Annotated in this window: 23 protein-coding genes and 4 tRNA genes; 1 reads left to right on the top strand and 26 read right to left on the bottom strand. The window is 66.1% G+C overall.

Annotation, left to right across the window (positions count from 1 at the left end):
- Nucleotides 1–170 precede the first annotated feature (170 nt).
- From NNZ72_RS06095 to NNZ72_RS05985, 23 genes are all read right to left on the bottom strand, one after another.
- A complete protein-coding gene (locus NNZ72_RS06095; protein ID WP_257314068.1) occupies nt 171–1,838 on the bottom strand; it encodes a ribonuclease J in 1,668 nt (555 codons plus the stop codon).
- 7 nt (nt 1,839–1,845) lie between these two features.
- On the bottom strand, nt 1,846–2,613 hold the full coding sequence (locus NNZ72_RS06090) for a biotin--[acetyl-CoA-carboxylase] ligase (protein ID WP_257314065.1): 768 nt from the start codon (nt 2,611–2,613) through the stop codon (nt 1,846–1,848).
- The gene (gene nuoN / locus NNZ72_RS06085) at nt 2,610–4,052 is read right to left on the bottom strand and encodes an NADH-quinone oxidoreductase subunit NuoN (protein WP_257314063.1); all 1,443 of its coding nucleotides are present in this window, start codon (nt 4,050–4,052) and stop codon (nt 2,610–2,612) included. The genes NNZ72_RS06090 and nuoN overlap by 4 nt, the downstream gene beginning before the upstream one ends.
- Before the next feature lie 17 nt (nt 4,053–4,069).
- Nucleotides 4,070–5,581 (bottom strand): NADH-quinone oxidoreductase subunit M, encoded by a 1,512-nt coding sequence (locus NNZ72_RS06080; RefSeq protein WP_257314061.1) that lies wholly within the window; start codon nt 5,579–5,581, stop codon nt 4,070–4,072.
- On the bottom strand, nt 5,581–7,578 hold the full coding sequence (gene nuoL, locus NNZ72_RS06075; RefSeq protein ID WP_257314059.1) for an NADH-quinone oxidoreductase subunit L: 1,998 nt from the start codon (nt 7,576–7,578) through the stop codon (nt 5,581–5,583). Before nuoL ends, NNZ72_RS06080 begins: the two co-directional genes overlap by 1 nt.
- Before the next feature lie 7 nt (nt 7,579–7,585).
- Nucleotides 7,586–7,894 carry an NADH-quinone oxidoreductase subunit NuoK gene (gene nuoK, locus NNZ72_RS06070; protein ID WP_257314055.1) on the bottom strand — a complete coding sequence of 103 codons (309 nt, stop codon included), beginning with the start codon at nt 7,892–7,894 and terminating at the stop codon, nt 7,586–7,588.
- A 27-nt stretch (nt 7,895–7,921) separates the two neighbouring features.
- Nucleotides 7,922–8,536, bottom strand: coding sequence for an NADH-quinone oxidoreductase subunit J (locus NNZ72_RS06065; RefSeq protein WP_257314054.1), 615 nt, complete (start codon nt 8,534–8,536; stop codon nt 7,922–7,924).
- A 118-nt stretch (nt 8,537–8,654) separates the two neighbouring features.
- Entirely contained in the window at nt 8,655–9,146 is a 492-nt protein-coding gene (gene nuoI / locus NNZ72_RS06060; protein ID WP_257314051.1) for an NADH-quinone oxidoreductase subunit NuoI, read from the bottom strand.
- 37 nt (nt 9,147–9,183) lie between these two features.
- Complete coding sequence (gene nuoH / locus NNZ72_RS06055; RefSeq protein ID WP_257314049.1) at nt 9,184–10,230, bottom strand: NADH-quinone oxidoreductase subunit NuoH; 1,047 nt, start codon at nt 10,228–10,230, stop codon at nt 9,184–9,186.
- 20 nt (nt 10,231–10,250) lie between these two features.
- The gene (nuoG, locus tag NNZ72_RS06050) at nt 10,251–12,329 is read right to left on the bottom strand and encodes an NADH-quinone oxidoreductase subunit NuoG (RefSeq protein WP_257314045.1); all 2,079 of its coding nucleotides are present in this window, start codon (nt 12,327–12,329) and stop codon (nt 10,251–10,253) included.
- Nucleotides 12,330–12,512: 183 nt separating this feature from the next.
- On the bottom strand, nt 12,513–13,118 hold the full coding sequence (locus tag NNZ72_RS06045) for a helix-hairpin-helix domain-containing protein (protein WP_257314043.1): 606 nt from the start codon (nt 13,116–13,118) through the stop codon (nt 12,513–12,515).
- Between the two features lie 4 nt (nt 13,119–13,122).
- Nucleotides 13,123–14,427 carry an NADH-quinone oxidoreductase subunit NuoF gene (nuoF, locus tag NNZ72_RS06040; protein WP_257314041.1) on the bottom strand — a complete coding sequence of 435 codons (1,305 nt, stop codon included), beginning with the start codon at nt 14,425–14,427 and terminating at the stop codon, nt 13,123–13,125.
- Between the two features lie 11 nt (nt 14,428–14,438).
- The gene (gene nuoE, locus NNZ72_RS06035; RefSeq protein WP_257314039.1) at nt 14,439–15,554 is read right to left on the bottom strand and encodes an NADH-quinone oxidoreductase subunit NuoE; all 1,116 of its coding nucleotides are present in this window, start codon (nt 15,552–15,554) and stop codon (nt 14,439–14,441) included.
- A 17-nt stretch (nt 15,555–15,571) separates the two neighbouring features.
- Entirely contained in the window at nt 15,572–15,814 is a 243-nt protein-coding gene (locus NNZ72_RS06030) for a hypothetical protein (RefSeq protein ID WP_257314037.1), read from the bottom strand.
- Nucleotides 15,814–17,004 (bottom strand): NADH-quinone oxidoreductase subunit D, encoded by a 1,191-nt coding sequence (locus NNZ72_RS06025; RefSeq protein WP_257314034.1) that lies wholly within the window; start codon nt 17,002–17,004, stop codon nt 15,814–15,816. The genes NNZ72_RS06030 and NNZ72_RS06025 overlap by 1 nt, the downstream gene beginning before the upstream one ends.
- Before the next feature lie 67 nt (nt 17,005–17,071).
- Complete coding sequence (locus tag NNZ72_RS06020) at nt 17,072–17,440, bottom strand: four helix bundle protein (protein ID WP_257314032.1); 369 nt, start codon at nt 17,438–17,440, stop codon at nt 17,072–17,074.
- 57 nt (nt 17,441–17,497) lie between these two features.
- Complete coding sequence (locus NNZ72_RS06015) at nt 17,498–18,103, bottom strand: NADH-quinone oxidoreductase subunit C (protein WP_257314030.1); 606 nt, start codon at nt 18,101–18,103, stop codon at nt 17,498–17,500.
- A 16-nt stretch (nt 18,104–18,119) separates the two neighbouring features.
- Complete coding sequence (locus NNZ72_RS06010; protein ID WP_257314028.1) at nt 18,120–18,701, bottom strand: NuoB/complex I 20 kDa subunit family protein; 582 nt, start codon at nt 18,699–18,701, stop codon at nt 18,120–18,122.
- A complete protein-coding gene (locus NNZ72_RS06005; protein WP_257314026.1) occupies nt 18,692–19,057 on the bottom strand; it encodes an NADH-quinone oxidoreductase subunit A in 366 nt (121 codons plus the stop codon). The genes NNZ72_RS06010 and NNZ72_RS06005 overlap by 10 nt, the downstream gene beginning before the upstream one ends.
- A 244-nt stretch (nt 19,058–19,301) precedes the next feature.
- Nucleotides 19,302–20,189 carry a prohibitin family protein gene (locus NNZ72_RS06000; RefSeq protein ID WP_257314025.1) on the bottom strand — a complete coding sequence of 296 codons (888 nt, stop codon included), beginning with the start codon at nt 20,187–20,189 and terminating at the stop codon, nt 19,302–19,304.
- A gap of 97 nt (nt 20,190–20,286) precedes the next feature.
- Nucleotides 20,287–20,363, bottom strand: a tRNA-Asp gene (locus tag NNZ72_RS05995).
- A 45-nt stretch (nt 20,364–20,408) separates the two neighbouring features.
- Nucleotides 20,409–20,485, bottom strand: a tRNA-Asp gene (locus NNZ72_RS05990).
- A gap of 45 nt (nt 20,486–20,530) precedes the next feature.
- Nucleotides 20,531–20,607 (bottom strand) — tRNA-Asp (locus tag NNZ72_RS05985).
- Between the two features lie 241 nt (nt 20,608–20,848).
- Between NNZ72_RS05985 and NNZ72_RS05980 the strand changes: the two genes are divergently transcribed.
- Nucleotides 20,849–20,924: transfer RNA gene (locus NNZ72_RS05980), tRNA-Val, on the top strand.
- A 30-nt stretch (nt 20,925–20,954) separates the two neighbouring features.
- On the opposite strand, the gene NNZ72_RS05975 is transcribed toward NNZ72_RS05980, so the two are convergent.
- The 3 genes from NNZ72_RS05975 to NNZ72_RS05965 all read right to left on the bottom strand — a co-directional run bounded on the left by NNZ72_RS05975 (nt 20,955) and on the right by NNZ72_RS05965 (nt 22,848).
- The gene (locus NNZ72_RS05975; protein ID WP_257314023.1) at nt 20,955–21,434 is read right to left on the bottom strand and encodes a hypothetical protein; all 480 of its coding nucleotides are present in this window, start codon (nt 21,432–21,434) and stop codon (nt 20,955–20,957) included.
- Nucleotides 21,435–21,518: 84 nt separating this feature from the next.
- A complete protein-coding gene (locus tag NNZ72_RS05970; RefSeq protein WP_257314020.1) occupies nt 21,519–21,842 on the bottom strand; it encodes a hypothetical protein in 324 nt (107 codons plus the stop codon).
- Between the two features lie 202 nt (nt 21,843–22,044).
- A complete protein-coding gene (locus tag NNZ72_RS05965) occupies nt 22,045–22,848 on the bottom strand; it encodes an SDR family oxidoreductase (RefSeq protein ID WP_257314018.1) in 804 nt (267 codons plus the stop codon).
- Between the last annotated feature and the right edge of the window lie 5 nt (nt 22,849–22,853).

Here is a 22,853-nt window from a genome sequence, read left to right as displayed (position 1 = left end):
TCCACCTCTCTTTTTTCACGCATTTCCGGACGCAAAACCGCTTCGCGCTTTCGCCGGAAATGCTCTGGAGCGCGGTGCGTCCGTACGGACGCGCTCATTCTTTGAATCTAGAGCACCGTCTTCTACGACGTCCGGCCGCAGCGTTCAAATGCGGCCGGGGCGGCGTGCCGTCACACCTTCGTCAGGAACACCGTGACGACGGGCTTCTTGCCCCAGATCTCGTTGGCGGTGGAGCGGACGGCGCGACGCACGGCCTCGCGCACCATGCCGAGGTCCTTGCGGCGGGCGCGCGGGATGCTCTCGACGGCGCCGAGCACCGCGTCGTAGAGCGTATCGCCCATATCCTCGCCCTCGTCGTCGAACTGCGGCAGGCCGAAGGGCTCCACCTCGGGATCGCCGACGAAGTCGTAGCGGCCGTCGAGCAGGATCGACACGGCGACATGGCCGACGAAGGCGAGCTTGCGGCGGTCGCCGATGCCCATCTCGTCATAGTCGCCGATCAGGTTGCCGTCCTTGAAGATGCGGCCGTGCGGCGCCTCGCCGACCACCTCCGGCGCGCCGGGGGCGAGCCGCAGGATGTCGCCGTTGCGCACGCGCGGCACCTGGGCGATGCCGGACTGCTCGGCAAGCTCGGCCTGCGCCGTCAGGTGCGCCGCCTCGCCGTGCACCGGCACGAGGATCTTCGGCCGCGTCCAGCCGTACATCTGCTGCAGCTCGTGGCGGCGCGGATGGCCGGAGACGTGCACCAGCGCCTCGCTATCGGTGATGATATGGATGCCCTGCTCGACCAGGCCGTTCTTGATGTCGTTGATCGCCTTCTCGTTGCCGGGAATGGCGCGCGAGGAGAAGATGATCGTGTCGCCGTCGGAGAAGGCGACGTTGCGCATCTCGTCGCGGGCGATCTTGGCGAGTGCAGCACGCGGCTCGCCCTGGCTGCCGGTGAGGATGACCACGACCTTGTCGCGCGGGATGTAGCCGAACTCGTCCTCGGCGATGAAGGGCTTGATGCCGTCCATCAGGCCGATGTCGCGGGCGACGTCCGTCACGCGCTTCATCGAGGAGCCGAGCAGCAGCACCTCGCGGCCGGCAGCCTCCGCCGCGCGGGCGATGGAGCGGATACGGCCGACATTGGAGGAGAAGGTGGTGATGCCCACCCTGCCCTCGGCCGATTCGATGATGCGGCGCAGGCTTTCCGAGACGTCGCGCTCGGACGGCGAGACGCCGTCGCGCACCGCGTTGGTGCTGTCGCAGATCAGCGCCAGCACGCCCTCGTCGCCGAGCTTGCGGAAGCGGGTCTCGTCGGTGAGCGGCCCGAGCGAGGGGTCGAGGTCGATCTTCCAGTCGCCGGTGTGGACGACGGTGCCGAGCGGCGTGCGGATGGCGAGCGCCATCGGCTCGGGGATCGAGTGGTTGACGCCGATCGCCTCGATCTCGAAGGGGCCGAGGTTGATGCGGTCGCCCTGCTTGAAGATCGTCACCGGGATCTCGGTGCGGCTCCTCTCGTAGTCGCGCTTGGCCTCCAGCATGCCGGCGGTGAACGGCGAGGCGTAGACCGGCACGTTGAGGCCGGGCCACAGCTCGTTCAGCGCGCCGTAGTGGTCCTCGTGCGCATGGGTGATGACGATGCCCTTCAGGTTCTTCCGCTCCTCGGCGAGGAAGCGGATGTCCGGCAGCACCAGGTCGACGCCCGGCAGCTCCGGGCCGGGAAAGGTGACGCCGCAATCGACCATGATCCACTGGCGCTTGCCCTTCGGCCCGTAGCCGTAGAGCGCCAGATTCATGCCGATTTCGCCGACGCCGCCGAGCGGCAGGAACACGAGTTCGTCTTGCGTGGTCATTATCGTCCTATCCAAAGAAAACGTCGCCGGCGGCGATCAGGCGCTCGCCGCCGTCCCCGGTCTCCAGTCTCAGGAGACCTGTATCATCGATTCCGGCGAAACGCCCGGAAATTGAGCGGTCCGGCAGGTTGACGGTGATCTTTTCGCCGACCCCGCTCGCCACCGCCCGCCAGCGCGCCATGACTGCCGCCACGCCGTCGCCGCGGTTCCAGAGCGACAGCGCCTCGGCCATCTCGGCGAAGAGATGCGCGAACAGCTCCTCCGGCGAGGCCGAGACGCCGAACTGCCGCAGCGTCGCGATCGGGTAGAGGCCGGCGTCCGGGGCCGTGGCGATGTTGACGCCGCAGCCGATCACCACCGCCTGCCGCCCGTCCGGCAGCACCTCGGCTTCCACGAGGATGCCGCTGATCTTGCAGCCGTCGATCAGGAGATCGTTCGGCCACTTGACGAGCACGCGCGGGCCGCCCGGCGGCATGACGCGGCTCACCGCCGCCTGCAGCGCCACCGCGACGACGAGCGGCAGCGAGCCGAGCCGGTCCATCGGCGCCGGGTCGATCAGGAGCAGCGAGGCATAGAGGTTGCCGGGCTCCGAGCTCCAGGCCCGGCCGCGCCGGCCGCGGCCGACCGTCTGGCGGCGGGCGGTGATCCAGAGACCGGAAAGCGCGCCCTTGCGGGCGCGCTCCAGGCATTCCGTGTTGGTGGAGCCCACCTCGGCGAGCGCCTCGTGCCGGAAGTCGTCGAGCGACGCCCGGCGGCGGCTGTCGGACGCGCTCAAAAGAAGGTCCGCGCCGCGGCTTCGGCGGCCGAGCCGATCGGCCCGCCGATCAGCACGTAGCCGGCGAGGAACAGGCCGGAGATGCCGAAGACCAGCTTCAGTTCGCCGGCGGTGCGGGCGAACTCGTCCGTCGCCTCGTCGAACCACATGACCTTGACGACGCGCAGGTAGTAGTAGGCGCCGACGACGGAGGCGAGCACGCCGATGACGGAGAGCGCGTAGAGATGCGCCTCGATCGCCGCCATGAAGACGAAGTACTTGGCGAAGAAGCCGCCGAGCGGCGGGATGCCGGCGAGCGAGAACATGATCACCGTCATCGCCGTCGCCATGAAGGGATTGGTGGCGGAGAGGCCGGCGAGGTCGTCGATGTTCTCGACGTTGCCGCCTTCCTTGCGCCGCATGGCGAGGATGCAGGCGAACGCCCCGAGCGTCATGACCATGTAGACAAGCATGTAGAGCACGACGCCGCGCACGCCCGCCATGGAGCCGGAGGCGAGGCCGACCAGCGCGTAGCCCATGTGGCCGATCGACGAATAGGCCATCATGCGCTTGATGTTGCGCTGGCCGATCGCGCCGAAGGCGCCCAGCACCATGGAGGCGATGGAGATGAAGACGACGATCTGCTGCCAGTCGACGGCGATCGGCTCGAAGGCCTCGATGACGATGCGCACCATCATCGCCATGGCGGCGACCTTCGGTGCGCCCGAGAAGAAGGCCGTCACCGGCGTCGGCGCACCCTCGTAGACGTCCGGCGTCCACATGTGGAACGGCACGGCCGAGATCTTGAAGGCGATGCCGGCGAGCACGAAGACCAGGCCGAAGACGAGGCCGAGCGAGCGCCCCTCGGCCGAGAGCGCCGCGGCGATCTCGTGGAAGCCGGTATGGCCGGTGAAGCCGTAGACCAGCGACATGCCGTAGAGCAGCATGCCCGAGGAGAGCGCGCCGAGGACGAAGTATTTCAGGCCCGCTTCCGTCGAGCGCAGGCTCTCGCGGTTGATCGCCGCGACAACGTAGAGCGCCAGCGACTGCAGCTCCAGCGACAGATAGAGCGAGATCAGGTCGTTGGCCGAGATCATCAGCATCATGCCGAGCGTGGCGAGCACGATCAGCACCGGGAACTCGAAGCGGTCGAGCTGCTCCGTGCGGGCATGGCCGACCGTCATCACCAGCGCGGTGATCGAGCCGATCAGCGACAGCACCTTCATGAACTTGGCGAAGGGGTCCGACAGGAAGGCGCCGCCATAGGCGGCCCCCTCGCCCGTCACCGTCACCAGCCAGAGGCCCGCGACGATGAGCAGCGCCACGGCAAGCCCGGTCACGGTGGTCCCGGAACGCTCGCCCGAGAAGACACCGATCATCAGCAGGACCAGCGCGCCGACGGCGAGGATGATCTCCGGCGTCGAGAGCTGAAGGCTGGCAAGGATCGTATCAGCGGTCATATCTTGGGTTCCCGTCGTCAGTTCGCCGAAAGCGCTACGGATTGCGCCGCCTGCAAAGCCGCGGTGTAATTGTTGAGGAGCGCGTCGACGGAGGCCGCCGTCGCGTCGAAGACCGGCGCAGGGTAGACGCCGAAGAAGATCGTCAGGATCACCATCGGATAGAGGATCAGCTTTTCACGCGGCGAGAGGTCGAGGAGCGCCTTGAGGCTCTCCTTCTCCAGCGCGCCGAAGATCATCCGGCGGTAGAGCCAGAGCGCGTAGGAGGCCGACAGGATGACGCCGGTCGTGGCGAAGAGCGCGACCCAGGTGTTGGCGCGGAAGGCGCCGAGCAGGGTCATGATCTCGCCGACGAAGCCGGAGGTGCCCGGCAGGCCGACATTCGCCATGGTGAAGACCATGAAGGCGACGGCGTATTTCGGCATGTTGTTGACGAGGCCGCCATAGGCCGCGATCTCGCGGGTGTGCAGCCGGTCGTAGACGACGCCGACGCAGAGGAACAGCGCGCCGGAGACGATGCCGTGCGAGAGCATCTGGAAGAGCGCGCCCTGCACCCCTTGAGCGTTCGCCGCGAAGATGCCCATGGTGACGTAGCCCATGTGGGCGACCGACGAGTAGGCGATCAGCTTCTTCATGTCGTCCTGCATCATCGCCACCAGCGAGGTGTAGATGATGGCGATGACCGACAGCGCGAAGACGAAGGGCGCGAAATAGTCCGACGCCAGCGGGAACATGGCGAGCGAGAAGCGCACGAAGCCGTAGCCGCCGAGCTTCAGAAGCACGCCTGCCAGGATGACGGAGCCCGCCGTCGGCGCCTGCACGTGCGCGTCCGGAAGCCAGGTGTGGACCGGCCACATCGGCATCTTCACCGCGAACGAGGCGAAGAAGGCGAGCCACAGCCAGGTCTGCATATGCGCCGGGAACGAATAGACGAGCAGCTCGGTGATGTCCGTCGTGCCGGCCTGCCAGTACATCGCCATGATGGCGAGCAGCATCAGCACCGAGCCGAGCAGCGTGTAGAGGAAGAACTTGTAGGACGCGTAGACGCGGTCCTTGCCGCCCCACACCCCGATGATGATGAACATCGGGATCAGGCCCGCCTCGAAGAAGACGTAGAAGAGGACGATGTCGAGCGAGACGAAGACGCCGACCATGAACACTTCCAGGAGCAGGAAGGCGATCATGTATTCCTTGAGGCGCTTGCCGATCGTCTCCCAGCTCGCCAGCACGCAGAAGGGCATCAGGAAGGTCGACAGGATGACGAACAGCATGGAGATGCCGTCGACGCCGAGATGATAGGAGATGCCGGTGCCGAGCCAGTCGACCTTCTCGACCATCTGGAAGCCGGGGTTCGAATTGTCGAAGCCGATCCAGATGAAGAGCGAGAGGACGAAGGTGAAGACCGTCGTCAAAAGCGAGACGTTGAGGATGTTGCGGCGGCCGTAGGGGCTGTCCTCACGGGTGAGAAGCAGCAGCACCACGCCGACGAGCGGGAGGAAGGTGACCGCGGAAAGAATGGGCCAATCGGTCATCAGAACGAACTCCCGAGCATCATCCAGGTAACGAGTGCCGCAATCCCGAGCAGCATCGCGAAGGCATAGTGGTAGAGGTAGCCGGTCTGCAGGCGGACGACGCGGCCGGTAACGTCGATGACGCGGGCGGCGACGCCGTTCGGGCCGAAGCCGTCGATGACCGTGCCGTCACCCTTCTTCCAGAGGAAGCGGCCGAGGCGCTTGGCCGGGCGGACGAACAGGAAGTCGTAGAGCTCGTCGAAGTACCACTTGTTGAGCAGGAACTGGTAGAGCACGCGGTGCTGCTCGGCGAGCACCTTCGGCGTCTCCGGCGAGCGGATGTACATGTACCAGGCCGTGACGAAGCCGAGCGCCATCGCGGCGAACGGGCTCCACTTCACCCAGAGCGGCACGTTGTGGAACTCGTGGACGAGGTGGTTCTCCGCCGAGACGAAGAGCGCGCCCTGCCAGAACTCGTCGTAATGATGGCCGTAGAAATACTCGACGAAGATCACGCCGGCCAGCACCGCGCCGGCGGCCAGCAGATAGAGCGGGATCAGCATCACGGCAGGCGACTCGTGGACGTGGTGCATCACGTCGGCGGAGGCACGCGGCTTGCCGAAGAAGGTCAGGAAGGCGAGGCGCCAGGAATAGAAGCTCGTGAAGAGCGCGGCGATCACCAGCAGCGTGAAGGCGAAGCCGGAGACCGAGCTGTGCGAGGCGAAGGCGCTCTCGATGATCGCGTCCTTCGAGAAGAAGCCGGCGAAGCCGATCACCGTGCCCGGGATGCCGACGCCGGTCAGCGCCAGCGTGCCGATCGTCATCATCCAGAAGGTGACGGGGATGTGCTTACGAAGACCGCCCATGTAGCGCATGTCCTGCTCGCCGTCGACCGCGTGGATGACGGAGCCGGCGCCGAGGAACAGGAGCGCCTTGAAGAAGGCGTGGGTGAACAGGTGGAAGATCGCCGCGCCGTAGGCGCCGATGCCGAGCGCCACGAACATGTAGCCGAGCTGCGAGCAGGTCGAGTAGGCGATGACGCGCTTGATGTCGTTCTGGACGAGGCCGACGGTCGCCGCGAAGAAGGCGGTGATCGCGCCGATCAGCGTGACGACCGTCAGCGCATCGTGCGACAGTTCGAAGATCGGCGACATGCGGGCGACGAGGAAGACGCCGGCCGTCACCATGGTGGCGGCATGGATGAGGGCCGAGACCGGGGTCGGGCCTTCCATCGCGTCCGGCAGCCAGGTGTGCAGCAGGAACTGCGCCGACTTGCCCATCGCGCCCATGAAGAGCAGGAGGCAGGTGGCCGTCAGCGCATGCGACTTGTCGAGCGTCATGCCGAAGAGGTTGATCACCGGCTCGGCCGCATCAGCGGCACCCTCGGCCGGGAGGTAGGTGGCGGCGGTGGCGAAGATCGTCTCGAAATTGACCGAGCCGAACAGCACGAAGACCGAGAAGATGCCGAGCGCGAAGCCGAAGTCGCCGACGCGGTTGACGATGAAGGCCTTCATCGCGGCCGCGCAGGCCGACGGCTTCTTGTACCAGAAGCCGATCAGGAGATAGGAGGCGAGGCCCACGCCCTCCCAGCCGAAGAACATCTGCAGGAGGTTGTCGGACGTCACCAGCATCAGCATGGCGAAGGTGAAGAGCGACAGATAGGCGAAGAAGCGCGGCCGGTGCGGGTCGTGATGCATGTAGCCGATCGAATAGACGTGCACCAGCGTCGAGACGGAGTTGACGACGACGAGCATGACGGCCGTCAGCGTGTCGACGCGGAAGGCCCATTCGGTGTCGAAGCCGCCGGACTGGACCCAGCGCAGCACCGAGACCTTGATCATCTCCGTCTCGCCCATGGCGACGTCGAAGAAGACGATCCAGGAGAGGATCGCAGCGACGATCATGAAGCCGGAGGTGACGTATTCGGAGGCTTTCGCGCCGATGGCGTTGCCGCCCAGACCGGCGATCAGGAAGCCGATCAGGGGAAGGAAGACGATTGCCTTGATGATGGTATCCATGACCCGATCAGCCCTTCATCATATTGACGTCTTCGACGGCGATCGAACCGCGGTTGCGGTAGAAGACGACGAGTATTGCAAGACCGATGGCGGCTTCCGCGGCGGCGACCGTCAGGATGAACAGCGCGAAGACCTGGCCGACGATGTCGTTCAGGAAGGCCGAGAAGGCGACCATGTTGATGTTGACCGCAAGCAGGATCAGCTCGACGGACATCAGGATGACGATGACGTTCTTCCGGTTGAGGAAGATGCCGAAGACGCCGAGGACGAACAGGATGGCGCTGACCGTGAGATAGTGGGAAATACCGATTTCCATGATGCTTTTCCTTGGGTCCCTGCGGCCTCAGATGCCCTGGCCGGGCTTAACCTTGACGACCTCGACGGCGGTCGCCGGCGTGCGGGCGACCTGCGCGGAGACGTCCTGGCGCTTGATGTTCTGGCGATGGCGCAGCGTCAGCACGATCGCGCCGATCATGGCGACGAGCAGCACGAGGCCGGCGATCTGGAAGAAATAGGCGTAGTGGGTATAGAGCACGTCGCCCAGCGCCGCCGTGTTGGTGCGCTCGGTCACGGGCGGGATCGGCATCGCGGAATTCTTCGCGATCTCCGGCGAGAGCGTCGCACCGCCGACGACGACGATGAGCTCGACGGCGAGGATGACGCCGATCAGCGCGCCGACCGGGGCGTATTCAAGCGCGCCGGCCCTCAGCGCGGCGAAGTCGATGTCGAGCATCATCACGACGAAGAGGAAGAGCACCGCCACCGCGCCGACATAGACGACCAGCAGGATCATCGCCAGGAACTCGGCGCCCGTGAGCAGGAAGAGGCCGGCCGCGTTGAAGAAGGTGAGGATCAGGAACAGCACGGAATAGACCGGGTTCCTGGACGCGATCACCATGAAGGCGGATGCCACCGCCACGAAGGCGAAGAGATAGAAGAATAGAGCCTGCAGACCCATGTTGGTGCCTTTTCGTCTTCCCCGGGGCGGGCTCGGCCGGAGTGCCGCCCTTCCCCGTCGAAGCCTGGCGGTTGCGCTCCACCAGGCAGGTACTTGATCGTTTCGTCCCCGCCGCCGCTCAGCGGTAGGGCGCATCCATGGCCATGTTGCGGGCGATTTCCCGCTCCCAGCGGTCGCCGTTGTCGAGCAGCTTCTGCTTGTCGTAGTAGAGCTCCTCGCGCGTCTCGGTGGCGAACTCGAAGTTCGGTCCCTCGACGATGGCGTCGACCGGGCAGGCTTCCTGACAGAAGCCGCAATAGATGCACTTCACCATGTCGATGTCGTAGCGCACCGTGCGGCGCGTGCCGTCGTTGCGGCGGGGGCCGGCCTCGATGGTGATGGCCTGGGCCGGACAGATCGCCTCGCAGAGCTTGCAGGCGATGCAGCGTTCCTCGCCGTTCGGGTAGCGGCGCAGCGCATGCTCGCCGCGGAAGCGGGGCGAGACCGGCCCCTTCTCGAACGGATAGTTCACCGTTGCCTTGGGGCGGAAGAAGTAGCGCATCGACAGCACGAAGGCCTCGACGAACTCCTTGAGGAACAGCGAATTCACGGCTTGCGTAACACTAGCCATCATCAAACTCCAATGCCGCTGAGGGTGCGGGCGGCCGTCATGCGGACCAACCCGTCAGCTTCAGCACGAATGCGACGATCACGACCATGGCGAGCGAGATCGGCAGGAAGACCTTCCAGCCGAGGCGCATGAGCTGGTCGTAGCGGTAGCGCGGCACGAAGGCCTTCACCATCGCGAACATGAAGAACACCAGCGAGGCCTTGAGCACGAACCAGACGATGCCCGGCACCCAGTTGATCAGCCAGAAATCGACCGGGGGCAGCCAGCCGCCGAGGAACAGGATGGTGGTCAGCGCGCACATCAGGCAGATGGCGGCATATTCGCCGAGCATGAACATCATGTAGGGCGTGGAGCCGTATTCCACCATGAAACCGGCGACCAGCTCCGACTCCGCTTCCGGCAGGTCGAAGGGCGGGCGGTTCGTCTCGGCCAGCGCCGAGATGAAGAAGACGATGAACATCGGGAACAGCGCCAGCCAGTGCCAGTCGAGGAAGGACGGCGGCAGGCCGAGGCGCGTGCCGAGGCCGTCGGCCTGCGAGTTGACGATGTCGGTGAGGTTCAGCGAGCCGACGCAGAGCAGCACGGTGACGATGACGAAGCCGATGGAAACTTCATAGGAGACCATCTGCGCCGCCGAGCGCAGCGCGCCGAGGAACGGATACTTCGAGTTGGACGCCCAGCCGCCCATGATGATGCCGTACACTTCGAGCGAGGAGATCGCGAAGATGTAGAGGATGCCGACATTGATGTTGGCGATCACCCAGCCCTCGTTCAGCGGCACCACCGCCCAGGTGGCGAGCGCCAGCGTCACGGAGACGAGCGGGGCGAGCAGGAAGATCGCCTTGTTGGCGCCGGCCGGGATCACCGGCTCCTTGAAGACGAACTTCAGGAGGTCGGCGAAGGACTGGAACAGGCCCCAGGGACCGACGACGTTCGGGCCGCGGCGCATCTGCACGGCCGCCCAGATCTTGCGGTCGGCGAGCAGGACATAGGCGATGAAGAGGAGGAGCGCGACCAGCAGCAGGAGCGACTGGGCGACCATGATCACCGCGGGCCAAACATAGGTCGAAATGAAAGCGTCCATAATGCCTTATCCCTTCGCGCTCATTCCGCCGCGGCCTTGAAATTGTTGCGGGCAAGCGCCGAGCATTCGGCCATGACCGCGGAAGCGCGCGCTATCGGGTTCGTCAAATAGAAGTCTTTGACCGGAGACGCAAACCCGGAATTCGCCATCTTCCCGCCTTTTTTCGCAAGCGCGGCAAGATCGGCGGGCTCGCCCGGGGCAATCTCGTCGACCGCCGCGAAATGCGGGTGCGCGGCATAGAGCCGGGCGCGCAGCTGCGCGAGCGAATCGAAGGGCAGCCGGTGGCCGAGCACGTCGGAGAGCGCGCGCAGGATCGCCCAGTCCTCGCGGGCGTCGCCCGGCGCGAAGCCGGCGCGGTTGCCCTGCTGCACGCGGCCCTCGGTGTTGACCCAGGTGCCGGACTTCTCCGTATAGGTCGCGCCCGGCAGGATGACGTCGGCGACATGCGCCGCGTTGTCGCCGTGCGAGCCGATATAGACGGTGAAGGCCGTCTTGGCCGAAAAATCCATCTCGTCGGCGCCGAGCAGGAACAGCACGTCCGTGCCGGTCAGCATCTCCGCCGCCGTCTTGCCGCCCTCGCCCGGCACGAAGCCGAGGTCGAGGCCGCCGACGCGGGCCGCCGCCGTGTGCAGGACCGAGAAGCCGTTCCACTCCGCCGTCACCGCGCCGACGCTCTCGGCCAGCGCCGCCGCCGCCGAGAGGACCGCGAGGCCGTCGGGACGCGCGAGCGCCCCCTGCCCGACCAGGATCATCGGCCGCTCGGCCTTCCTCAGCACTTCGGCGAAGCCGACGGAGCCGTCGATCAGGCCGGAGAGCGTGTCGGGGCCTGCGCCGAGATAGTCGTAGCCGTAGCGCAGCTCCGCCTTCTCGCCGATCACGCCGATCGGGAAGCCGTCCATGCGCCAGCGCTTGCGGATGCGGGCGTTGAGCACCGTCGCCTCGATGCGCGGATTGGCGCCGACGATGAGCAGCGCATCCGCATCCTCGATGCCGGCGATGGTGGTGTTGAAGAGGTAGCTGGCGCGGCCGAGCGCCGGGTCGAGCGCGGCACCGTCCTGGCGGCAGTCGACGTTCTTCGAGCCGAGCGCGGCCATCAGCTCGCGCAGCGCGTAGATCTCCTCGACCGAGGCGAGGTCGCCGGCGATCGCGCCGATGCGGTCAGCGGCCTTGCCGGCGACGGCGGCCCTGATCGCGCCGAAGGCTTCCGCCCAGGTGGCGGGGCGCAGGCGGCCGTCCTTGCGGACATAGGGCCGGTCGAGGCGCTGGGTCTTCAGCCCGTCCCAGATGTAGCGGGTCTTGTCGGAGATCCACTCCTCGTTGATCTCCTCGTTGACGCGCGGCAGGATGCGCATCACCTCGCGGCCGCGCGTGTCGACGCGGATCGCCGAGCCGACGGCGTCCATGACGTCGATCGATTCGGTCTTGGTGAGCTCCCACGGGCGCGCCGTAAACGCGAAGGGTTTCGACGTCAGCGCGCCGACCGGGCAGAGGTCGACGACGTTGCCCTGCAGCTCGGAGGTCATCGCCTGCTCGAGATAGGTGGTGATCTCGGCGTCCTCGCCGCGGCCGATCAGGCCGAGCTCGGAAATGCCGGCGACTTCCGTGGTGAAGCGGACGCAGCGCGTGCAGTGGATGCAGCGCGTCATGATCGTCTTGACGAGCGGGCCGATATACTTGTCCTCGACGGCGCGCTTGTTCTCCCTGTAGCGGGACGAGTCGACGCCGTAGGCCATCGCCTGGTCCTGCAGGTCGCATTCGCCGCCCTGGTCGCAGATCGGGCAGTCGAGCGGATGGTTGATCAGCAGGAACTCCATCACGCCTTCGCGCGCCTTCTTGACCATCGGCGTGGTCGTGAAGACCTCCGGCGGCTCGCCGTTCGGGCCGGGACGGAGGTCGCGCACGCCCATGGCGCAGGAGGCCGCCGGCTTCGGCGGGCCGCCCTTCACCTCGACGAGGCACATGCGGCAGTTGCCGGCAACCGACAGCCGCTCGTGGAAACAGAAGCGCGGAACCTCGGCGCCGGCCTCCTCGCACGCCTGCAGCAGCGTGAAGTGATCCGGGACTTCGATTTCTTTTCCGTCGACTTTCAGCTTTGCCATATCCGCTTTCCCGCTATCCGCGCGGTTGCCCGCGCCTCGCCAGCGCCATTCTGTCTAGAGCACCCCCGCTTTTCGAGGAAAAGCGGAAATGCTCTATCCCTTTGTTTCCACGCAATTCCGGACGCAAAACCGCTCAAGCACTTTTGCTGGAATTGCTCCAGTCCTGCCGGTTCCGGCGGAGCCTCAGCCCCGCGCCGTCGCCAGCGTCTTCGCCTGCTCCACCCAGCCGTCGCGGGCGATCCGCCCGTCGAGGCCGAGCTCGGCTTCGATCCTCGCCACCTCCGCGGCCGTCCAGGCCGCGATGTCGGCATAGCACCGGTAGCCCATGCCGTTCAGCACCTGTTCCAGCTTCGGGCCGATGCCCGAAATCGCCTTCAGGTCGTCGGCCTTGCCGGCCGCCGGCCTCGCCGCCCGCGGCCTGCGCACCGGCGCGGGCTTGTCCGCCTTCGGCTCCGCCGGCACGACCGTCAGCGCGGGCTTTGCCTTCACGGGCGCGGCGGACGCCTTCCCGGCCTCCGCCTTCGCCAGCGCCTCGGCCGCCTCGTCGAGGGCGGCCCTGGCGCGGGCGGTCGCGCCCTGCATCGCGCCCACCATAAGCCCGGCGAACTGGCTCGCCACGCCGAAGCCGATCGCGGTCGTCGCCGCCATCGCCGCCACAGGATGCACCATCAGCGGATGCAGCGGCACGTCCGGCAGGTCCTTCAGCCAGGGCGCGAGCGTGAACGCCGCCTCGCCCGGCTCCGGCCGGACCGGGGTCCTTGCGCCTTCCTGTCCCGCCGGTTTCGTCATCGCCCTACTCCGCCGCTTCCAGCACCGCGCCATGCGCCATGGCGTTGGCGGTGTACTGGTCGATGCGCTTTTCCATCTCCGGACGGAAATGCTTGATCAGGCCCTGGACCGGCCAGGCGGCCGCGTCGCCGAGCGCGCAGATCGTGTGGCCCTCGATCTGCTTCGACACCTGGAACAGCATGTCGATCTCGCGCTTCTGGGCGTTGCCCTTCACCATGCGCTCCATGACGCGCATCATCCAGCCCGTACCCTCGCGGCAGGGCGTGCACTGGCCGCAGCTCTCGTGCTTGTAGAAGGCCGAGAGCCGCCAGATCGCCTTCACGATGTCGGTCGACTTGTCCATGACGATGACGGCGGCGGTGCCGAGGCCGGAGCCGAGCTCGCGCAGCCCGTCGTAGTCCATGATCGCGTCCTTCATCTGCGCGCCGGGCACGCAGGGGACCGACGAGCCGCCGGGGATGACGGCGAGCAGGTTGTCCCAGCCGCCGCGGATGCCGCCGCAATGTTTTTCGATCAGCTCGTGGAACGGGATCGACATCGCCTCCTCGACCGTGCACGGCCGGTTGACGTGGCCGGAGATCGAATAGAGCTTGGTGCCGTGGTTGTTCTGTCGGCCGAAGCCCGTGTACCAGGCGGCGCCGCGGCGCAGGATGGTCGGCGTGACGGCGATCGACTCGACGTTGTTGACCGTCGTCGGGCAGCCGTAGAGGCCCATGTTGGCCGGGAACGGGGGCTTCAGGCGCGGCTGGCCCTTCTTGCCCTCCAGGCTTTCGAGCAGCGCCGTCTCCTCGCCGCAGATATAGGCGCCGGCGCCGTGGTGGACGACGATGTCGATGTCATAGCCGAGCTTGTTGTTCTTGCCGAGGAGCCCCGCGTCGTAGCACTCGTCGATCGCCGCCTGCAGCGCCTCGCGCTCGCGGATGAACTCGCCGCGCACGTAGATGAAGGCGGTGTGGGCGCCCATGGCGAAGGAGGCGACGACGCAGCCCTCGATCAGCGTGTGCGGATCGTGGCGCATGATGTCGCGGTCCTTGCAGGTGCCGGGCTCGGACTCGTCGGCATTGACGACGAGGTAGTGCGGCCGGCCGTCGGATTCCTTCGGCATGAAGGACCATTTGAGGCCCGTCGGGAAGCCGGCGCCGCCGCGGCCGCGAAGCCCGGAGGCCTTGACCTCGTTGACGATCCAGTCGCGGCCCTTTTCCAGAAGCTGCTTGGTGCCGTCCCAATGGCCGCGCGCCATGGCGCCCCTCAGCGACTTGTCCTTGAGGCCGTAGATGTTGGTGAAGATGCGATCCTGGTCCTTAAGCATGGTTCACCCCTTTACCGCGGCTTCTTGCCGAAGACGCGGATATATTCCGCCTCGCCGCCCCGGGCGAGGGCATCGGCCTGCCTGACCCAGTCGTCGCGGTCGATGCGGCCCTTGAAATTCAGGTAGCTGTCCACCCAGGCGCGCTCGTTCTCCCGCCAGGCGGCGACCTGCGCGAAGGTGAAGATGCCGAGCTCGTGCAGGATGCCCTCGATCTTCGGGCCGACGCCGGAGATCAGCTTGAGGTCGTCGGGGGCGGCCGGGCGCTCGACGGCGGCCGGACGGTTCGGGTCGTCGAGCGCGGGCTTCGCCGCCTTCTTCGAGGCCGTCGCGCCGCCCTCGGCGCGGGTGTCGCCCTTCACCTCGGCATTGGCCGCGGCTTCCACCTTGGCCGTCGCCGGCGTCTTCAGCGCCGGATCGGTCTCGTCGGCATCCGTCCTCGGCTTGGCGGCGTTCGACGGCGGCACGCTGACGGCATCCTTCTCGGCCTTCCTCGCCGGCGCCTTCTTCGGCTCGGCGTCCGGCGTGGTCAGGCTGGTCAGCCCGCCCTCGGGGGCGGAATAGACACGGTCGATCTGCGGGCCGGGCGTGATCTCGGCGCCGCGGCCGGCGTCGAAGCTGTCGATGATCTCCTCCAGCCGCTCCGGCGTCAGGTCCTCGAACGTGTCCTTGAAGATCATCACCATCGGCGCGTTGACGCAGGCGCCCTGACATTCGACCTCTTCCCAGGAAAGCGTGCCGGTCTCGTTGAGGTGGAAGGGCTCGGCGTGGATGCGGCTCTTGCAGACCTTGATCAGGTCCTCGGCGCCGCGCAGCATGCAGGGCGTCGTGCCGCAGACCTGGACATGGGCACGCGTGCCGACCGGCGCAAGCTGGAACTGGGTGTAGAAGGTCGCGACCTCGAGCACGCGGATATAGGCCATGCCGAGCATGTCGGCGACGGATTCGATCGCCGCCTTCGTCACCCAGCCGTCCTGTTCCTGCGCGCGCATCAGAAGCGGGATGACGGCCGACTGCTCGCGGCCCTTCGGGTACTTCTTGATCGTTGCCTCGGCCCAGGCGGCGTTCTGCGCGTTGAAGGCGAAGCTCGCGGGCTGGACTGTGTCTTCGGCTAGTCGACGAACGGACATTCTCTTAACGCCTTGTCTCAGTTGATCTGCCTGCACCGCGTCGTCGTCACGTTGACGAACTCGCAGGCGTAGGCCGACTTGTCATTCTGCATGAATACCACGTAGCGGCTGCCATTCTGCGCCGCCGCCTTGATCTCGAAGCCCTGGCTCGCCAGCTCGCCCATGGTGAAGGACAGGACGGCGCCGGCCTCCAGCTGCTGCGCGTTCGCCGCGGCAGCGGTCGCGATCACCATGGCGATGGCGGCGGCCAGTCTCGGCATCAGCGGTCCACCTCGCCGAACACGATATCGAGGGAGCCCAGCACCGCCGAGACGTCGGCCAGCTGGTGTCCGCGACAGAGGAAATCCATGGCCTGGAGATGGGCGTAGCCCGGGGCGCGGATCTTGCAGCGATAGGGCTTGTTGGTGCCGTCGGCGACCAGATAGACGCCGAACTCGCCCTTCGGCGCCTCGACGGCCGCGTAGACGTCGCCTTCCGGCACGTGGTAGCCCTCGGTATAGAGCTTGAAGTGGTGGATCAGCCCTTCCATCGAGCGCTTCATCTCGCCGCGCTTCGGCGGCACCATCTTGCCGTCGAGCGAGGAGACCGGGCCGACCTTGGCGTCGCCGAGCAGGCGGTCCACGCATTGGCGCATGATCTTCGCCGACTCCCGCATCTCGATGACGCGGATCAGGTAACGGTCGTAGCAGTCGCCGTTCTTGCCGATCGGGATGTCGAAGTCGAGGTCGGAATAGCATTCGTAGGGCTGCGCGCGGCGCAGGTCCCAGGCCGCGCCCGAGCCGCGCACCATAACGCCGGAGAAGCCCCAGGCCCAGGCGTCCTCCAGCCTGACGACGCCGATGTCGACGTTGCGCTGCTTGAAGATGCGGTTGTCGGTGAGCAGGCCCTCGATGTCGTCGACGGTCTTCAGGAACGGGTCGATCCAGTTGCCGATGTCCTCGACGAGCTTGTGCGGGATGTCCTGGTGCACGCCGCCGGGCCGCACGTAGGCCGCATGCATGCGCGCGCCGCAGGCCCGCTCGTAGAACACCATCAGCTTCTCGCGCTCCTCGAAGCCCCAGAGCGGCGGCGTCAGCGCGCCGACGTCCATGGCCTGCGTGGTGACGTTGAGGAGATGCGAGAGGATGCGGCCGATCTCGGAATAGAGCACGCGGATGAGCTGCCCGCGGATCGGCACCTCGGTGCCCGTCAGCCGCTCGACGGCGAGCGCGAAGGCATGCTCCTGGTTCATCGGCGCGACGTAGTCGAGCCGGTCGAAATAGGGCACGGCCTGCAGGTAGGTCTTCGTCTCGATCAGCTTCTCGGTGCCGCGGTGGAGGAGCCCGATATGCGGGTCCACGCGCTCGACGATCTCGCCGTCGAGCTCCAGCACGAGACGCAGAACGCCATGCGCGGCCGGATGCTGCGGGCCGAAGTTGATGTTGAAATTGCGGACGTTGTGTTCGGTCATGAGCGGCGCGCTCCGCGCTTGCAGGGAATAGCGAATAGCGAATAGCGAATAGTGATGATCGATTGTTTCATAGCTTATCCTGCAGACTTCTGATCAGAGCACGCAGCATTCTTCCTATATCGTCCGACTGAAGCATAAGAACCTCGAATATTTCCATCGGAAGTATGCCAACCTTGTATGCGATGATCAGATGGGTCTCCAACTCCTTCAAGGATCCTTGCGCGATGCGCAGAAACTGGATGAAATTTGCCGTGGTTTCCCGTCCATGCCCTTCCGCGATATTCGCGGCTACCGAACCTGCCGCCCGGCGCATCTGCGATGTCAACCCGTACAGCTCATCCTTTGGAAATCCGCCCGTCGCCTTGTAGACGCTCACAGCCAGCTCGATCGCCGCCTGCCAGACCTTGAGTTCCTTGTAGGAATTTATCGTCTGCATCTCCTTCGTCGCTGCGCGATAACTATTCGCTATTCGCTACTCGCGGTTACTACCTGATCAGTTCGTCTTCGCTTTTTCATCGCCCGGCAGCACGTAATCGGTACCTTCCCACGGCGAAAGGAAGTCGAAGTTGCGGAATTCCTGCTTGAGTTCGACGGGTTCGTAGACGACGCGTTTCACCTCGTCGTCGTAGCGCACCTCGACGAAGCCGGTCGTCGGGAAGTCCTTGCGCAGCGGATGGCCCTCGAAGCCGTAGTCGGTGAGGATGCGGCGCAGGTCGGGATGGCCGGTGAAGAGGATGCCGTACATGTCGTAGGCCTCGCGCTCGAACCAGTCGGCGCCCGGATAGACCGCGCAGGCGGAGGGGACGGGCACGTCCTCGCCGGTGGCGACCTTGACGCGGATGCGCTGGTTCTGGCGCGGCGAGAGCAGGTGGTAGACCACGTCGAAACGGTCGGCCCGCTTCGGCCAGTCGACGCCGCAGATGTCGACGAGGTTGACGAAGGCGCACTGCACGTCGTCGTGCAGGAAGGTCAAGAGGTCGATGACGCGCGCGCCGTCGGTGACGAGCGTCAGCTCGCCATAGGCGATCTCGGCGGAGGCGACGAGGTCGCCGGCCGCTTCGCCGATGTAGGAGGAAAGCTCCTGGAGGGCTTCGCTCATGGTACGTCCCCTGCCCTTAGCGCTCGATCGTGCCAGTGCGGCGGATCTTCTTCTGCAGCAGAAGCACGCCGTAAAGCAGCGCCTCCGCCGTGGGAGGACAGCCTGGCACGTAGATGTCGACCGGCACGACGCGGTCGCAGCCGCGCACCACCGAGTAGGAATAGTGATAGTAGCCGCCGCCATTGGCGCAGGAGCCCATCGAGATGACGTAGCGCGGCTCCGGCATCTGGTCGTAGACCTTGCGCAGCGCCGGCGCCATCTTGTTGGTGAGCGTGCCGGCGACGATCATCACGTCGGACTGGCGCGGCGAGGCGCGCGGCGCGAAGCCGAAGCGCTCGACGTCGTAGCGCGGCATGGAGAGCTGCATCATCTCGACCGCGCAGCAGGCGAGACCGAAGGTCATCCACATCAGCGAGCCGGTGCGCGCCCAGGTGATGAGCTCGTCGGTCGAGGTGACGAGGAAGCCCTTGTCGGCGAGCTCGTTGTTGATCTCGCCGAAGAAGGCGTCGTCGCTGCCGACCGGCTTGCCGGTGCGCGGATCGATGATGCCCTTCGCCTGGGGCGAGACCAGCGTCGTGTTCGTCTGAGCTACTCCCATTCGAGTGCTCCCTTCTTCCATTCGTAGATGAAGCCGACCGTGAGAACGCCGAGGAAGACCATCATCGACCAGAAGCCGAACCAGCCCATGTCGCCGAACGACACGGCCCAGGGGAACAGGAAGGCCACTTCAAGATCGAAGATGATGAAGAGGATCGACACCAGGTAGAAGCGGATGTCGAACTTCATGCGCGCATCATCGAAGGCGTTGAAGCCGCATTCGTAGGCCGAGAGCTTTTCCGAATCGGGCGCCTTGTAGGCGACGGCAAACGGCGCGATCAGCAACGCGAGGCCGATCACGAGCGCGATACCTATGAAGATGGCGATCGGGATATAGGAACCGAGAAGTTCAGTCATTGGCGTCCGTCCTGCCTGCGGGAAGGCGCCGGAGAGGCGCCTTTTCGGTCGTGGCCCGCAAGCCGAGAAAATATGTTGCAACGCCAGAGTGGTTAGCGCAGTGAGCGCCACTGTGCAAGGCTTTGTCCGGCTTTCGGCACAATCAATGCGCCCTTTTCGCCCGCGGCCAAACACCGGCGGCGCAGCCGTTTAAATCGTTACGATTCGATGAGGGCGAATGTGAGACGCTTGGCCGCACCCCCCGCTAGTTCGCGTTGAGGTTCAGCATCGGGATCGCGCCGCCGGGCAGCATCGTGCGCGGCAGCTGCCCATCCCACTTCTCGGCCTGCGTCAGCGCGACGAGGCCGGGATTGTCCTTCAGCGCGTCGCCGCGCAGCTTGATCGCCTCCGCCTCCGCCTCGCCGCGAAGCCGGATCGCCTCGGCCTCCGCCTGGGCAGCGAGACGCACGGCGTCGGCCTGGGCCTGCGCCTCGGCGCGGCGCGCATCGGCCTGGGCGTTCGCCTGGGTGACGGTGATCTCGGCCTGCACCTTCTCGCGCTCGGCGTTCTGGCGCAGGCGCTGCACCTCGACCTCGGCCAGCATGCGCTGCTCGATGCTCGCCTCGTAGGCCTCGGAGAAGTCGATGTTCTCGATCTGCACGCTGTCGATGATCACCGGGCCGGAGACCCCTTCCTGGATCGCCGAGGCCACCTCCGCGTTGAGCCGGCCGCGCTCCTGGATCGCGGTCACCGCGTTGAAACGGCCGAAGACGGTCTTGGTCTCCTCGAACACCTTGCGCTCGATCAGCCGCGACAGGAGCCCGTCCTCGCCGCCGTAGATCGCATAGACCTCCTGCACCCGATCGGCGGGGATGCGGTAATTGACCGACAGGCGGATGTCGGCCGGCTGCTGGTCGCGGCTGTAGGCCTCCATCTTCTCGTAGACGATCGCCTTCGACTGCACGGAGATGCGCACGACCGAATCGACGAAAGGCAATTTGAAGCCGAGCCCCGGCTCGGCCGTGCCGGAGACGGCGCCGTAGCGCAGGATGACGCCGCGCTCGCCCTGGTCGATGGTGAACCAGGAGCCGAACACGACGCTGAGGCCGAGAAGACCGGCAAGGCCCATCAGGGCCAGCGAGACGTAACGCATGCGAATCCCCCATTTCCGTTCGCCGAAGCTATAGCCGGAACGGCGCATGCGCGAGAAACATTCACCAAGACGGAGCACAAATCTGCAAGGGAAAGAATGGCGCGAGTGACGGGGCTCGAACCCGCGACCTCCGGCGTGACAGGCCGGCACTCTAACCGACTGAGCTACACCCGCGCATGGACCTTTCGGCCCGGGGACCCTTCGACCGGCGTTTTCGAGTGGCGCGAGTGACGGGGCTCGAACCCGCGACCTCCGGCGTGACAGGCCGGCACTCTAACCGACTGAGCTACACCCGCGCATGGACCTTTCGGCCCGGGGACCCTTCGACCGGCGTTTTCGAGTGGCGCGAGTGACGGGGCTCGAACCCGCGACCTCCGGCGTGACAGGCCGGCACTCTAACCGACTGAGCTACACCCGCACTCTCGAAAGCGACCGGATGACGAAGCATCCGTCTCAAGCGGCCGAGCCGTTTGATGAGCGGCTAACTACGGGGTTCGCGTTTGGGTGTCAAGCAGCTTTCAAGACAAAAGGACGACACCCCGCGAAATGTTTGCGCACCTTTCCATCTCCATGGCGGCGCTCAAAAAAAAGCGAAAACTTCGCATTTGCCTCTTGCGGTTTCAGCCCGTTCCGCATAGATCACGGCCACCAAGTCGAGCGGGCGATTAGCTCAGTTGGTAGAGCGCCTCGTTTACACCGAGGATGTCGGGAGTTCGAGTCTCTCATCGCCCACCATCTCCCCCTCTCCTTCCTTGAAAATCCGGCTCAGGTCGGCGGTTTTCCGTTCGTCGTGAAGGCGGCGGTGAAGGGGCGGCCGTCGGTGAGCCTGCCCTCGCAGGCGATCGTCGCCGGCCCCTTGTAGGGATTGCCGAAGCGGCAGGTTCCCGTCGCGGCGTAGACGTCCGGCGTGTCGGGCGTGTCCGAACGGCTCATGATCACCTTGTCGAGATGGATCACGTCGCTGTCGGGCGTCGGGTTGTCGCCGTCCATGCCGCTGAAGGTGACGATCGCACCGCTCTTCAGCCCGAAATAGAAGCCGACGCGGCCGTCCGGATAGGTGAAGTTCAGGAGCTTGCCGGAGCATTCGCCGCCGAGCCTACGGCCGACGACGGCAAGGTCCCCGCAGGTCCCTTCGACCGAGATCACCACGATTTCGCCGATCTTCGTCTGCGCGGCCGCCCCGGCGGCCAGCACCATCGAGAGGGCCGCCAGCGGGAAGGCTATGCCCTTGCGGATCGTCGCCATCGAAGCGTCCCCCTTCGGCAAGCTGTCACGGGCCCCGACGGTAGCATCGAATCGCCGGCCTTACCAGCGGTGGCAGGCTGCGGCTCACCCCTTGCGGCGCAGGACGAGGTAGAGGAGCACCATCAGCAGCAGGGCAGCCGGCCAGAAGTCGGTCGCCTGGTCCCAGGTCCAGTTCCACATCCGGTAGCCGTTGAGGTGCGGCGGCGGCATGTGCACGGAAATCTCGTGGTCGCGCTTCTCGCGGCCGTGGAAGTGGCCGATGGCGAAGGCGAGGCCGATGACGGCCGACTCGCGCCAGCGGTAGAGCACCCGCGCGATCAGGGTGACGGCCGCCGCCATGACGAGCCCTTCCAGCATATGGCCGAGCCAGTCGTAGTTGGCCTGAATATAGGTCCAGTCGAGAGTCACGGGCGCTCCTGCGGGAACTTCCCGGCCCGTCGGGCCGTTAATCATCCGACAATGAAACTCTGGTATTCATGTCCGTTATTCGACGGAGGATCAGATGAACAGTCATCTGGCAAGACATGTATTCAGTCGCTTCCTCGCCCTCCTGACCGGGATGATGGTGATGACCAGCCTGCCGCTGGTCTTCCTCGCCTTCCTGTAGGGTTCAGACCGGACGCCGTCCCTTGCGGGCCGTGCGGACGAGGCGCGCGTCGAACCAGGCCGAGACGAGCGGGCCGAAATAGCCGACGAAACGCAACGCCACGCCGAAATGCACCTCCCGCCTGCCCTTTTCCATGCCCTCGACGATGACGCGCGCGACATCCGCCGCCTGCCACGGCCGCACGCGTCCCATCATTGCCTCCGCCTCCGGCGGGCGGACCAGCATCTCCCGCTCGTATTGCGGCGTCACCGTGTCCGGCGGGAAGCTGATCGAGACGGAGATACCGTGCCCGGCGGTCTCGGCGCGCAATGACGCGGCCAGCCCGCGCAGCGCGAATTTCGAGGCGCAATAGCCGCTGTAGCCGGGAATGCCGATCAGCCCCGCCCCCGAGGAGACGATGGCGATGCGCCCGCCGCCCGCCGCCCGCATGTCAGGCAGCACCGCGCGCACGCTGTTGGCGACGCCGAACAGGTTGACGGCGACCTGGCGCTCGAAGAGTTCCGGCGGCTGGTCGTGGAACAGCCCGGGCTCGACGATACCCGCCGAGGCGACGAGCACGTCGGCCGGCCCGAACCGCGAGGCGGCGGCCCGCACCCCCGCCCCGACGCTTGCCGCGTCGGCGACGTCCGCGGAGACGGCGGCAAGCCGCTCCCCCGCCCCCGGCAATTCCGACAGAATATCCATGGCGGCTTCAAGCCGGCCCTCGTCGCGCGCGAGCAGCGTGACGCGATCGCCGCGCGAGAGCAGCAGCGCGGCGATCGCAAGCCCTATCCCGCTCGATCCGCCCGTGACGAGAACGTGGCGCATCGCCA

This window comes from Shinella pollutisoli, assembly GCF_024609765.1.
Lineage (GTDB): Bacteria > Pseudomonadota > Alphaproteobacteria > Rhizobiales > Rhizobiaceae > Shinella > Shinella pollutisoli.
The sequence above is the reverse complement of the archived record's forward strand: the minus strand, read 5'-3'. Positions and strand labels throughout refer to the sequence as shown.